At 51.5% G+C, this 13,768-nt stretch carries 13 protein-coding genes; all 13 read left to right on the top strand.

Annotated elements, in window-relative coordinates; genetic code table 11:
* Nucleotides 1-14: 14 nt before the first annotated feature.
* The 13 genes from CHK_RS13295 to CHK_RS13235 all read left to right on the top strand — a co-directional run bounded on the left by CHK_RS13295 (nt 15) and on the right by CHK_RS13235 (nt 13,697).
* Nucleotides 15-734, top strand: coding sequence for an SDR family oxidoreductase (locus CHK_RS13295; RefSeq protein ID WP_046444566.1), 720 nt, complete (start codon nt 15-17; stop codon nt 732-734).
* 583 nt (nt 735-1,317) lie between these two features.
* Nucleotides 1,318-2,355: a heat-inducible transcriptional repressor HrcA gene (gene hrcA, locus CHK_RS13290; protein ID WP_046444565.1), complete on the top strand. Its 1,038-nt coding sequence runs from the start codon at nt 1,318-1,320 to the stop codon at nt 2,353-2,355.
* Between the two features lie 15 nt (nt 2,356-2,370).
* Nucleotides 2,371-2,991 (top strand): nucleotide exchange factor GrpE, encoded by a 621-nt coding sequence (gene grpE, locus CHK_RS13285; protein ID WP_046444564.1) that lies wholly within the window; start codon nt 2,371-2,373, stop codon nt 2,989-2,991.
* A gap of 60 nt (nt 2,992-3,051) precedes the next feature.
* Nucleotides 3,052-4,941, top strand: a complete 1,890-nt coding sequence (dnaK, locus tag CHK_RS13280; protein WP_046444563.1) for a molecular chaperone DnaK — start codon at nt 3,052-3,054, stop codon at nt 4,939-4,941.
* A gap of 120 nt (nt 4,942-5,061) precedes the next feature.
* Nucleotides 5,062-6,171 (top strand): molecular chaperone DnaJ, encoded by a 1,110-nt coding sequence (gene dnaJ / locus CHK_RS13275; RefSeq protein WP_046444562.1) that lies wholly within the window; start codon nt 5,062-5,064, stop codon nt 6,169-6,171.
* 307 nt (nt 6,172-6,478) lie between these two features.
* Nucleotides 6,479-7,420, top strand: a complete 942-nt coding sequence (gene prmA / locus CHK_RS13270) for a 50S ribosomal protein L11 methyltransferase (protein ID WP_046444561.1) — start codon at nt 6,479-6,481, stop codon at nt 7,418-7,420.
* Nucleotides 7,417-8,154, top strand: coding sequence for a 16S rRNA (uracil(1498)-N(3))-methyltransferase (locus tag CHK_RS13265; protein WP_046444560.1), 738 nt, complete (start codon nt 7,417-7,419; stop codon nt 8,152-8,154). Before prmA ends, CHK_RS13265 begins: the two co-directional genes overlap by 4 nt.
* Nucleotide 8,155: 1 nt before the next feature.
* Entirely contained in the window at nt 8,156-9,427 is a 1,272-nt protein-coding gene (mtaB, locus tag CHK_RS13260; protein WP_046444559.1) for a tRNA (N(6)-L-threonylcarbamoyladenosine(37)-C(2))-methylthiotransferase MtaB, read from the top strand.
* Between the two features lie 419 nt (nt 9,428-9,846).
* Nucleotides 9,847-10,191, top strand: a complete 345-nt coding sequence (locus CHK_RS13255; RefSeq protein ID WP_046444558.1) for a histidine triad nucleotide-binding protein — start codon at nt 9,847-9,849, stop codon at nt 10,189-10,191.
* Between the two features lie 188 nt (nt 10,192-10,379).
* Entirely contained in the window at nt 10,380-10,553 is a 174-nt protein-coding gene (gene rpsU, locus CHK_RS13250) for a 30S ribosomal protein S21 (protein ID WP_046444557.1), read from the top strand.
* A gap of 143 nt (nt 10,554-10,696) precedes the next feature.
* Complete coding sequence (locus CHK_RS13245) at nt 10,697-11,656, top strand: thiamine pyrophosphate-dependent dehydrogenase E1 component subunit alpha (RefSeq protein WP_046444556.1); 960 nt, start codon at nt 10,697-10,699, stop codon at nt 11,654-11,656.
* Between the two features lie 13 nt (nt 11,657-11,669).
* The gene (locus CHK_RS13240) at nt 11,670-12,647 is read left to right on the top strand and encodes an alpha-ketoacid dehydrogenase subunit beta (RefSeq protein ID WP_046444555.1); all 978 of its coding nucleotides are present in this window, start codon (nt 11,670-11,672) and stop codon (nt 12,645-12,647) included.
* A 78-nt stretch (nt 12,648-12,725) separates the two neighbouring features.
* Nucleotides 12,726-13,697, top strand: a complete 972-nt coding sequence (locus CHK_RS13235) for a PhoH family protein (protein WP_046444599.1) — start codon at nt 12,726-12,728, stop codon at nt 13,695-13,697.
* The last annotated feature ends 71 nt before the right edge of the window (nt 13,698-13,768 follow it).

Below are 13,768 nucleotides of genomic sequence, written 5' to 3'. Positions count from 1 at the left end.
CGAGGAGGATCATTATGAAAAAATTAGTGGTAATTACGGGCGCAAGCTCGGGAATCGGCAGGGAATTTGCTAAGAGATTCTCGGGAATGGGGCATCCGGTGCTTTTACTGGCAAGGCGCCTTAAGAATATGGAAGAGTTGAATTTGCCGGATTCCATTTGCAGGTCTGTGGATGTAACGGACAAATATGCGATGGAAAAGGCAATCAGGGAAGCAGAGGAGAAATACGGCAAGACAGACTGCCTCATCAACTGCGCGGGCATTATGCTTCTTGGCAGCCCGGTGAAGCAAAGCTACGAGGAATGGGACAGGATGATCGATGTAAATGTAAAGGGTATCCTCACAGGCACGCATGTCGTGCTGCCGGATATGGTAGGGCGTAACGAGGGAACGATTATCAACATCAGCTCTGTGGCGGGAAGAAAGACATTTGACAGCCACTCGGTATACTGCGGCACGAAGTTCGCGGTGCACGCCATTACGGAGGCGATGCGCAAGGAAGTCTCGGGCAGCAACGTCAGGATTTCCGTGATCGCGCCGGCAATTACAGAAACAGAGCTGCTGACGCATACCACAGACGAGCAGATCGTTGCGGATTACAACGAGACGAAAAAGCAGATCGAGCGTGGAATGGATGTTTCCCAGGTGGCGGACTGCGCGGAATTTATTTACAATATGCCGCAGGAGGTTTGCATCCGCGAGATCGTTCTTGCAAAGACCAAACAGGCGGATTAAAACGCAGGGCAATAAGAAAAGCAGGGCAAGGGGCCGGCAGGCGGAGTCAGTATCCGTCAGCCGGCCTTTTTATGTGCAGGGCGGGGCTGTACCGACTGTCGCTTTGCCCCGCACGAGCGCGACCTTCGGTGCTTCGCGAAAGAAGCTGCGCTTCTCTAGCGGGCTCTCATTGCCAGAGGATGTTTTGCGCCGGTTTCCAACTCGCAAAACGAATTGATTCCTGACGATCTCAGGAACGCTTTTATTGTTTCGTACACTGCTCTGCTTCCGGGCAAAGAGCATTGATTTTCAAAGCAGACCGCGTTCTGCCGGCCCTCGGCAGGCTCATAGGCCTGCAAAATTCCGGGCCGGGAAAATGTCAGGAAAAAGGCGCAATTTGTTCATATAATGTTCATGCGGATGGCGTAGTATTTTAAGAAATGATATTGACAACCACCCCATGCGGTGGTATCTTTATATCAAGGAATTAGCACTCGAGCAAGGCGAGTGCTAACAAAACGGTTTAAGACCGGTTATTTGTGTATATGAATAAAACATATCATCGCGGGATGCGAAATTCGCAGGGAAGGAGTGAGCGAGTGACATGGAATTATCGGACAGAAAATTGAAAATACTCAAGGCGATCATTGACGACTATATCGATACGGGTGTTCCTGTCGGTTCGCGCACGCTTTCCAAAAAGCCGGGGTTTGATTACAGCTCCGCCACCATCAGGAATGAAATGGCAGACCTTGAGGAACTTGGGTTTCTGGATCAGCCGCATACGTCCGCTGGGCGCACGCCGAGCGATAAGGCATACCGCCTGTATGTGGATCGCCTGATGCACATAGACAGGATCACGAAGGACGAGGCAATCTTTATCCGCAATTATTTCGACGCGCGGGTAGGCGAGATCGGCGAGGTGCTGGAATCTGCCGCGAAGGCGCTTTCGGATGTGACGAAGCATATTTCCATGGTGACCGCCCCGCAGCTTGACAGCGTAAAGCTCAAGCGGATACAGATCGTAAAAATCACAGATACGAAGGCAATGCTTATTTTTGTGACGGATAACGGGCTTGTGCAGGATCAGATGATCAGCGTGCCGATCGGCATGGAGACGCAGCAGCTCGATATGCTCTCAAACATGCTGACTGATAAGGTGCAAAACGTTTCCCTCAAGGAAGCGGAAGAAATTATAAAAAAAGAATGTATGGACGTTCTGAAGGAACAGAAGGTCATTATGGGAGAAATTCTGGATGCGATCAACCTGAACCGCGAAAAAAAGGATCTCGTGTTTGGCGGAGCGCAAAATATTCTCAATTATCCGGAATACAGGGATATTGCAAAAGCAAGGCATTTCCTGCAGCTTCTGGAAACGAAGGATACGCTGTATAAGATGCTTTCCAACGCGACAGACCTTGAATTTTCGATCAAGATCGGCAAGGAAAACCCGTATGACGATTTTAAGGATATGAGTATTGTTACCGCAACCTATAAAATTGGCGGCGAAAAGATCGGCTCCTTTGGAGTGATCGGGCCGACACGTATGGATTACGGCCGTGTACTGTCCGTGCTCAACTACGTGGGGATGAGCCTTAGCGACATCCTTTCGTGTTTACTGGAAACAGATAAAAACAAATAAGGCAGGTAATTAAAATTGACACAAAACAAGAGTGAAGAAACGGAAAAGAAGGAACCGGTACAGGAACCGGAGGAAGTAAAGGAAGAAAAAACGGCAGAGGCGGCAGAACAGGAAGAACTGGAAGAAAAAACAGAGCAGCCGGAAGAAAAGCCCGATAAGAAGGAAGCGAAGCATAAATCCGCCAAAAAGGATAAAGCGGCGGAAAAGCTCAAAGTGCTTGAGGCAGAGAAGGAAGAATATTTGAGCGCCCTGAAGCGCGAGCGGGCAGATTTTGAGAATTATAAAAAGCGTAACGCTTCGCTTGCGGCGGCGTCTTTCCAAAACGGCGTGGCAGACACGGTTATGGTGCTGCTGCCGATTCTGGACAACTTTGAACGCGCGCTTATGGCTGATTGCGCGGACAAGGCGTTTTCCGAGGGAGTCGAAATGATTATGCGCCAGCTTAAGGACGCTATGAGCAATCTTGGAGTGGAAGAGATTGCGGCGGACGGGCAATTTGATCCGGAGGTTCATAACGCTGTCATGCAGGTGGAAGAAGAAGGGTTTGAATCCAACCAGATCGTTGAGGTTTTACAAAAGGGCTATAGCCTGAATGGAAAGGTGCTGCGGCACTCGATGGTTAAAGTGGCAAAATGAAGCGTTGCTTCATAAGAAATAAAAAGAATTGATAACATATTTAACAGGAGGTTGTTATAAATGGGTAAAGTAATTGGTATTGACTTAGGAACGACAAATTCATGCGTAGCGGTTATGGAGGGCGGCGAAGCCGTCGTAATTCCAAATGCCGAGGGCGGCAGGACAACCGCGTCGGTTGTTGCGTTTTCGAATAACGGGGAAAGACTGGTTGGGCAGGTTGCAAAGCGCCAGGCGGTAACAAATCCGGATCACACGGTTATGTCCATCAAGCGCGACATGGGCACGGACAGAAAGGTCACGATCGACGGGAAAACATATTCCCCGCAGGAAATTTCCGCGATGATCCTGCAAAAGCTGAAATCCGATGCGGAAGCATATCTTGGAGAGACGGTGACGCAGGCGGTAATTACGGTTCCGGCGTACTTCTCCGATTCGCAGAGGCAGGCGACAAAAGACGCGGGAAGGATTGCGGGCCTCGAGGTTCTGCGTATTGTGAACGAGCCGACGGCTGCGGCGCTTGCATATGGACTGGAAAAAGACAACAACCAGAAGGTGCTGGTATACGACCTTGGCGGCGGCACGTTTGACGTATCCCTGCTGGAGATCGGCGACGGCGTAATCGAGGTGCTGGCGACAAGCGGAAACAACCGCCTTGGCGGCGACGACTTTGACGATAAGGTGGTCGACTGGATGGTAGCCGAATTTAAAAAGAGCAACGGGATTGACCTTTCCAGCGACAAGATCGCGCTGCAGCGCCTGAAGGAGGCTGCGGAAAAAGCGAAAATCGAGCTTTCCGGCGTGATGCAGACAAACATCAACCTGCCGTTTATCACGGCAGACGCGTCCGGCCCCAAGCATCTTGACCTGAACCTTACGAGAGCAAAATTCGACGAGCTGACGGCTGACCTTGTCGCGGCGACGGAAGGACCGACTTCAAGCGCGATCAAGGATGCGGGCGTAAGCAGCAGCGAAATCGACAAAGTCCTTCTGGTCGGAGGTTCTTCGCGTATTCCGGCTGTTCAGGATATGGTAAAGAGGATTACGGGCAAAGAGCCCTTCAAAGGCATCAACCCGGACGAATGCGTTGCAATGGGCGCGGCAATCCAGGCGGGCGTTCTCGGCGGGGAGGTCAAGGACGTACTTCTGCTCGACGTAACGCCGCTTTCGCTCGGTATCGAAACAATGGGCGGAATCTGCACCAAGCTCATAGACCGGAATACGACTATCCCGGCAAAGAAGAGCCAGGTGTTCTCTACGGCAGCCGACGGACAGACAAGCGTGGAAATCCACGTATTGCAGGGCGAACGTGAAATGGCGGCGGCAAATAAAACGCTGGGACGTTTTACGCTTACAGGCATTGCGCCTGCCCCGCGCGGAGTTCCGCAGATCGAGGTTACCTTTGATATCGACGCAAACGGTATCGTAAACGTATCCGCAAAGGATATGGGCACGGGCAAGGAGCAGAAAATCACGATTACAGCGTCTACGAACCTGTCGGACGATGAGATCGATAAGGCAGTCAAGGACGCGGAGAAATTTGCGGCGGAAGACGAGAAGAGAAAAGAAGAGGTGGAAGCGCGCAACAATGCGGATTCGCTGATCTACCAGACGGAAAAGACCTTGAAAGACCTTGGCGACAAGGTGCCAAAGGAAGACCAGAAGAAGATCGAGGACGAGCTGGCGGCGACAAAGGAAGCGCTCAAGACCAACAATCCGGATACGATCAAATCCGCTACGGAGAAGCTGCAGAAGGTTTCATTCGATACGTTCGGTAAAATCTACCAGCAGGCGGGCGGAGATCCGAACGCTGCGGGTGGCGCAGGCGCGGCAGGCGGCGCTGGTTTTGATCCGAATTACGATCCCAACGGCGGCAAAAAAGACGACAACGTCGTGGATGCCGATTATGAGGTAGTAGATGAGGACAAGGACAAAGACGACAAAAAAGACTGAGCAGACTGAAAAATAAAAAAATAAGAACCCTTTTAAAGCCAGAGTATGATATTATGAATAATAGGTACTTTGGCTTTTAAGGGTTGGGATGAAGATTAGTTGGAAGAGGTATAGGAAAACTTGGCTAAGGATTATTACGAAACGCTGGGCGTTGACAAAAGTGCGTCGGCGGACGAAATCAAAAGTGCATACAGAAAACTTGCCAAACAATATCACCCTGATATGAATAAGGGAGATGAAGGAGCCGCGCAGAAGTTTAAAGAGATCAACGAGGCTTACCAGGTTCTGAGCGACGACCAGAAGCGCCAGCAGTACGATACCTTTGGCACCGCGGATGGCGCGGGCGGTTTTGGTGGACAGGGCGGCTTCGGCGGATTTGAAGGCTTCGGTGGTTTTGGCGATATATTTGATAACATCTTTGGCGGCGGGATGCGTAGCCGTCCGCAAAACGGGCCGCAGCGGGGAAATGATATCCGTGTCAGTATGCGTATCAGTTTTGAGGATGCGGCACATGGCATCAAACAGGAGGTCACGATCAACCGCCTGGAAAAATGCGAAGAGTGCGACGGAACCGGAGCGAAAAAGGGAACGGAGCGCAGGACATGCCCTACCTGTAACGGGACGGGCCAGGAACGCGTTCAGCAGCAAACGATGTTTGGCAGCTTTGTAAACGTACAGCCCTGCCGTACCTGCGGAGGAGAAGGGACGATTGTCGATTCGCCATGTGAAAAGTGCAAGGGAAAAGGAACGGTGCAGCAGCAGCGTACGATTTCCGTGAATATTCCTGCCGGTATCGATAACGGCCAGATTCTTACCATGCGCGGCGAAGGCCACGCGGGAAAGCGGGGCGGCCCTGCGGGAGACCTGCAGATTGTGATTTCCGTAAAACCGCATAAGCTTTTTGAACGGCTGGGATACGACCTGTATCTCGATATGGATATCAGTATGATACAGGCTGCCCTCGGCGACGAGATCGAGGTGCCGACGCTTGACGGCAAGGTGCGTTATAAGGTAGAGGCGGGAACGCAGCCGGGGACGGTATTCCGTCTGAAAAACAAGGGCGTACAGCATCTGAACAGCACGCGTATGGGCGACCTGTATGTGCGCGCCAATGTGCAGATACCAAAGAAGCTCAACGAGCGGCAGAAAAAAGTGCTGCGCGATTTTGAAGAGAAGATCAAAAACAAGGACAAGGGCACGACGTTCAACAAGCCGAACGACGCTTTTTAAGAGCTTGGAGAAAACGGTATCGCCATAGGGCTTTACCGTTTTTTATACCCGGTATTGGAGCGGGAAAGCGCTGGGTATCCGGGTGGCCTTGATATTTGAAAGGCGGGGTGAAAGTTGTTGCAAAACAGTGCTTTTGGTTGCAACCGAATTTGGTTTGCAGCTATAATGTTGATTACAGCTTTTCAAATGGTTGCGCAGGCAATATTTGCAGGGAACTGATATGCGGCAAACAATTTCATGCGCACAACGTGCGCTGCGATTTGTTACTATGCTGCAAGACAGAACAAATGTTGAAGGGGCATAGCATATGGACTGGTTAAAAATTGGGATACGTACGCAAAAGGAAGCGGAAGAGATTATCTCCGAGCTGCTGATGCAGGTAGGAGCGCATGGAGTCAGTATCGAGGGGGATAACGAGGCCTGCGCGAAGCAGGGGCTTCCCTGGGATTATCTTGACGAGAAGGTGCTGGAACGCGTGCCATTTTGCGTTGCGGCGTTTTTTCCGTGTGACGGCAGCGAAAAGGAGATACTGGAGCATGTGAGGCAAAAGCTTGCAAAGCTGCGCCATATGAGCATTGATGTGCCGCTCGGAAGCCTTGAGGTGATTACGCAGGTGGTGCATGAGGAGGACTGGGAGAATGCCTGGAAGGCATATTTTAGTCCGGTCAAAATATCCGATTATGTGGTGATCAAGCCAACCTGGGAGGATTATACGGCCGGCAACGACGAGATCGTGATCGAGATAGATCCGGGCATGGCGTTTGGCACCGGCAACCATGAGACAACCAAGATGTGCGTGCATCTGCTCGAGGAATATATCGAGCCGGGAATGCAGGTGATTGACGCGGGCTGCGGCAGCGGGATATTGTCAATTTCCTCTGCAAAGCTCGGCGCACAGAAGGTATACGCGCTCGATCTTGATCCTGTTGCGGTGCAGGTAACGGCAGAGAATGCGCGGGGCAACGGCTGCGGAGATATGATTGAAGTAAAGAAATCAGATTTGCTTTCAGCGCTGCCGACGGATTTGAAGGCGGACATCGTGGTCGCCAATATTATTGCGGATGTGGTAATCAAGCTGAACGGCATTGCGAAAAATTATATGAAGCCGGGCGGGATGTATATTTGTTCGGGTATCATTGATGCGCGTGTGGACGAGGTAAGGGCCTCGCTGGAGCAGGAAGGATACCGTGTGATCCAGATTCTTGAGGACGGAGAATGGCGCGCCCTTGCCTGCAAGTACAGGGGATGAGGCGTTTTTTCAAGGAAGACATCACGGGAGACACCGTGAAGGTCAGCGGGAGGGAGGCAAAGCATATAGCCCGTGTGCTGCGGATGCAGCCTGGCGACGAGCTTATTTTATTTGATGGAAGCGGCGTGGATTATTTGTGCGCGGTCAGCGCGGTCGGCGAACAGGAGGTAACGGTTCTGGTAAAGGGAAGCAGCGTCTCAAAATGCGAGCTCCCCGTGAAAATTACGCTTTTCCAGGCCGTTATCAAAAGCGACCACCTCGACTACGCAGTGCAAAAATGCACGGAGGCGGGCGTTGACGCTTTTGTTCCGTTCCTGAGCGAACGCTGTGTGAAGCGGCCTGACGCAAAGTCTGCGAAAAAGCTTGTGGAAAAGGAGCGAAGGATTGCGCTGGAAGCGGCAAAGCAGTGCGGGCGTTCACGCATTCCGGATGTAAGCGGCCTTTGTTCGTTTCGCGAGCTTGTAGATTTCGTAAGGCATACGGATGGGCTTGTTCTGCTTGCGTATGAAAATGAAAAACAGACGACGATCAAAGAGGTTTTGCAGCAAAATCTCCGCAGAGAAAAGGGCATTTGCGTGATCGTAGGCCCGGAGGGCGGTTTTGCGGAACACGAGGTCAGCGCGCTTGTGGATGCGGGAGCGGTGGCGTGCACGCTTGGAACGCTTATTTTCCGTGCGGAAACAGCTGGAGTTGCGGCTGCTGCGATGATCGGATACGAGTTTATGGGGAAATAGAATGAAAGTAGCGGCGTATACGCTGGGGTGCAAGGTAAATCAATATGACACAAACGCCATGGTGGAAATGCTTGAGAAAGAGGGCTTTATTCGCGTATCTTTTCATGAGGCGGCGGATGTATACCTGATCAATACGTGCACAGTCACCAATATGGCGGACAAAAAATCGCGGAATATGATCCGGCGGCTCCATCATCAGCATCCGCAGGCTGTGATATGCGTGTGCGGATGTCTTGCCCAGCGCGACAGTGAAAAGGTTATGGAGATTGAGGGTGTGGGCGCGGTCATTGGCACGGAGAACCGCTCGCGCATCGTGGAAATTGTAAATGAGGCGCTTTTGGGCAGGCGCGTCAACTGGGCCCGTGATATTTCAGGGACAGATGAATTTGAGGAAATGACCGTAAGCTCCGGCGGAGAGCTTACGCGCGGATATATCAAAATACAGGAGGGATGCAATAACTTTTGCAGCTATTGCATCATACCCTATGTGCGCGGACGCGTACGTTCGCGTGCGGAGGAAAGCATACTTGCTGAGGCAAGGAAGCTTGCGCAAAATCATATCAGGGAAATTGTACTCACGGGGATACACATTTCGTCTTACGGGCAGGACGGCGGCGGGGAGTTGCTTTCCATGCTGCGGGGATTAAATGAAGTCGAAGGACTTGAACGCATCCGTCTCGGATCGCTCGAGCCGCATATTTTAGAGCCTGGTTTCCTAAGGGAACTCGCTGCGCTTGAAAAAATATGCCCTCACTTCCATGTGTCTTTGCAAAGCGGCAGCGACGATGTTTTAAGGCGGATGAACCGCAAATATACCAGCGGGCAGTTTGCAGGGTATCTTGAAAATATACGTTCGGAATTCAACCTTCCGGCAATCACCACGGATATCATAACCGGTTTTCCGGGCGAGACGGACGAAGCGTTCCGGCAGACGTGTGATTTTGCGCGGGAACAGAGGTTTTCGCGTATTCATGTATTTCCGTATTCTGAGCGGGAAGGAACGCCTGCTGCATCCATGAAGGGCAGCGTACCCGTAAAAGTGCGCAGGGAGAGGGCAAACATCCTCATTGATATCGCCCGGGAGCTTGAACAGGCTTTTGCAATGCAGTTTATAGGGACGCGGCAGGATGTGCTGTTTGAGCAAAAAACAGGGGACGGCCTTATGGAAGGATATACGGACCGTTACCTGCGCGTACATGCCTGTGCACAGGAAGGCGCATTGAAAAACGTTTTGCTGGGCGAATACAAAAATGGTATACTATACGCAAAATAGAGGCGCGGATTTTTAAATAAGATTGTATGGGATATTAACATACTGTACGCTTGATTTCACGCCGCATCAGTCCATTGCATTCAAAGCCTGCTTACTGCGTGCGCAAAGGCGTTTTCATGCAACAGACTGACACGGCGCTGGCATACGCTCTATAAAGCGGAGTGCGTAGCCTGGCAAACTTCTATGTCTGCCGGCAGGCACATAAGGCGCTGCAATGAGGAGCTTCAGAAGCCGTTACCACGTTGTACCGCTTATGCTTTAATAGGCGGATGCAGCGCGCCGTACACGGTTTTGATTTTTGAACTGTACGGCGCGTCTCCGAAGGGCGGTGCCTTATGCGCCTGCCTCCACGTCAGTGTACAATGCCCATACAATAAAAATAATCAGGCGCGCGAATCGCGCCGGAACAGGAGTTTGCAATGGAAGATTGTTTGTTTTGCAAAATCATCGCGGGAGAGATTCCGGGTAATAAGGTATATGAGGACGATATGGTTTATGCTTTTTACGATATCGATCCGAAAGCGCCCGAGCATATCCTGATCATTCCCAAAAAGCATATCAAGAGTATTTTGGAAGTGGGAGAAGGAGATTTTTGCTATATTGAGGCAATGATCAAAGCCGCGCAAAAGTTAGCGGCGGAAAAAGGCTTTGCACAGGACGGTTTCCGCCTGGTGTTCAACACGGGCGCAAACGGCGGACAGACGGTTCACCACCTGCATCTGCACCTTCTTGGCGGGCGCGAATTTGGATGGCCGCCGGGCTGAGCGCAATCTCAGGAAAAGGGCATGCAGCGACGGTATAGCGGCATAAAATGCCTGTAGCTGAAACATTTTGCGCCTCGCAAGTTGAAATAGATATTGACAGAGCGCAAGGATTTTACTATAATACAGTGGTATGAAATAGCTCCCAGTTTTTACGTTGTAAAAACAGAGTACGGGAGGAGGGGAGATCAATGTCTGAAATACGCGTAGGCGAAAATGAGACGCTGGAAAGTGCTCTTCGCAGATTTAAGCGTAAATGTGCGCGAGCAGGGGTTTTGGCTGAAATTCGGAAACGTGAGCATTATGAAAAACCCAGCGTGAAGAGAAAGAAAAAAGCGGAAGCTGCCAGAAAGAGAAAGCATTGATTTTTTTGGTGACTTCATGGGAAGGCTCTTTTTGAGAGCTTGTTCGTTTGATACGAAGCATGATCAAGGTTTTGGCGCGTTAAGTGACAAAACCTTGTTTTTTATCAGGTATTTTGTATAAAATATCACAATAGAGGTATTAAATGGTATTGTCGGAAGAAAAACTGCGGGAGATTTACACAAGGATGTGTCTGGCCCGTGAGTTTGAGTGGTGTGTTGCGCGGATGTTTCGCGACGGCAGGATGCACGGTACAACGCATCTTGGTGTGGGGCAGGAAGGCAGCGCAATGGGCGTAGTAAGCGTCCTTCGCCCGGAGGATATTGTCTTTGGCAGCCACAGGGGACACAATTTGTGCATTGCAAAGGGCATGGACGCAAAAGCGATGATGGCGGAAATGCTCGGCAGGGAAACCGGCTGCTGCAAAGGGCTTGGCGGCTCGATGCACATGGCGGACATCAAAAAAGGAAATTATGGCACAAACGGTGTTGTAGCGGGATCGATCCCGCTTGCGGCAGGCGTTGCGCTTGCCTTTCAAAAGGATCAAAAATCAAATATCGCGGTCAGCTTTTTTGGCGACGGCGCAACGAATGAGGGAGTCTTCCATGAGACGCTTAATATGGCGTCGCTTATGAAGCTGCCTGTTATTTTTGTATGCGAAAATAATTTTTACGGGATGTCTACGCCGGTGGAAAAGAGCACGGCGGTGCCGCAGATTGCAAAACGCGCTGTGGCGTATGGGATTCCGGCAGCGACGGTTGACGGGAACGACGTGCTTGAGGTCGCCGCGGCAGCGGACGAAGCTGCCCGGAGGGCGCGCAGCGGCGGCGGGCCGACACTGATTGAGGTGGTTACATACCGCTGGCTGGGGCACTCAAAGAGCGACAAGCGCGTATACCGGACGCGCGAGGAAGAGAACGAATGGAAAGAACGGTGCCCAATCAAACGGTTTTACGGATATTTATGTGAAAATGGATTCAGCGCGAGTGAGCTTGACGCGATTCGACAGCAGGCTGTGCACGAGGTGGAAGAGGCTGTTGCGTTTGCGGAACAGTCGGAAGAGTATTCGCTTTGTGAAGCGGAAAAGCTCGTGTACGCTGATTGAGGTGGAATAAAAAATGGCAGTGATTACAGTAAAGCAGGCCATCGCAGACGCGCTGCGCGAAGAGCTGCGCAGGGATGAAAAGGTGTTTTTGATCGGAGAGGACATCGGCCTTTATGGCGGAGGCTTTGGTGTGACGAGCGGATTGATCGAAGAATTCGGCGAGTCGCGCGTGATGGATACGCCTATCTCGGAGGAAGGTTACACGGGAATAGCGGTAGGCGCGGCAATGATGGGCTACCGGCCTGTAGTGGAGTATATTTTTTCTGATTTTATCATGCAGGCAATGGATCCGATTGTCAACCAGGCCGCAAAAATGCGTTATATGCTGGGCGGGCAGGTAACCGTGCCGATTGTATTCCGGATGCCGGCGGGCGCCGGAACGGGCGCTGCGGCGCAGCATTCGCAGAGCATTGAGGCGTGGTTTTGCCATGTCCCCGGGCTGCAAGTGGTTGCTCCGGGAACCCCCTGCGACGCAAAGGGGCTTTTAAAGTCCGCAATCAGAAGCAACACACCGGTCTTGTTTTTCGAGCACAAACTGGGGTATCATACAATGGGAGAGGTGCCGGAGGAAGAATATACCATTCCGATTGGAAAAGCAGACGTAAAACGCGAAGGAAACGATCTGACGATTATCAGCTATTCACATATGCTGCAAAAGGCTCTTGAAGCTGCGGAAATGCTGGAAAAGGACGGGGTGAACGCACAGGTGCTGGACTTGCGAACCCTGAGCCCGCTTGATACGCAGGCGATTATCGACAATGCAAAAAAGACGGGGCGCGTGCTTATCACGCACGAAGCTACGGCAGAATGCGGCGTGGGCGCGGAGGTGCTTTCCGTGATCTGTGAAAGCGACGCATGCCTTTCACTCAAAAAGCCGGTGAAGCGGCTCGGCGGGAAAGCCATGCCGGTGTCATTTACAAAGACGATCGAGCAGGCCGCCGTTCCACAAACGGAAGCTGTTTACGAGGCGGCGAAGGAGCTGCTGCAATAGCAAATTCACGAAAAGGTGCAGGAGGAAGTATATACTTTGACAGTAACACAGTTACAAATCGATGTTTCGTTTGACAGTATGGAGCAGATGGCCGGGGTGTTTGGCAGCTTTGACGAAAACATTAATATTATTTCCGCGGAAACGGGCACGACGATCCGTGCTACGGAAGAAGGGATCAGCGTTACAGGGGAAACGGCAAAGGTAAAGACAGCGGCTGACGTAATCGAGGTCCTGAAAAAGATGTATGGGAAGAACGAAACGATTAATCCGGATTCGGTGAATTATGCGCTGGACCTTGTTCGCGACGGGCACCAGCATATGGTGACGGAAATGATGTCCGACATCGTTGCGATTACAGCCAAGGGCAAGCAGATTAAGTGCAAGTCCTATGGGCAGAAGGAATATATCCAGGCAATCAAGGATAACACGGTTACGATCTGTATCGGCCCGGCGGGGACGGGAAAAACCTATCTTGCAATGGCGATGGCGGTCGTGGCGCTCAAAAATAAACAGGTGTCGCGCATCATTTTAACGCGTCCGGCGGTGGAAGCGGGGGAAAACCTTGGCTTTTTGCCCGGAGACCTGCAAAACAAGGTTGATCCATATCTGCGCCCGCTTTACGACGCGCTTTATGATTTCATGGGTGCGGAGGCATACGCCCGCCTTTCGGAGAAGGGCGTAATCGAGGTCGCGCCGCTTGCCTACATGCGCGGCAGGACGTTAAACGATGCGTTTATTATCCTGGATGAAGGGCAAAATACGAGCATAGAGCAGATGAAGATGTTTCTTACGCGGTTTGGCGAGGGCTCCAAGGTGGTCGTGACAGGGGACGTGACGCAGATCGATCTGCCGAGTAACCGGCAGTCCGGGCTCAAGAAAACCGCAGATATCCTGTCCGGAATCGACGGCATCGAGGTGATTTACCTCACGCAAAAGGACGTGGTGCGTCACCGTCTTGTGAAAGCGATTGTAAAAGCATTCGATAAATATGAAAAAGTGCACGAAAAAAAGCCGCCTTCACAGCAAGGCCGCACTCCGGCAAAGAGATAGAATTGATAACGTCCGCAGGTTGCCGCTTAATGGCTCCCGTGCGGGCAATTTTTTTTCGTGAATGGAAGCGT

The sequence above is a fragment of the Christensenella hongkongensis genome, assembly GCF_000981035.1.
Taxonomy (GTDB): Bacteria; Bacillota; Clostridia; order Christensenellales; family Christensenellaceae; genus Christensenella; species Christensenella hongkongensis.
The sequence above is the reverse complement of the archived record's forward strand: the minus strand, read 5'-3'. Positions and strand labels throughout refer to the sequence as shown.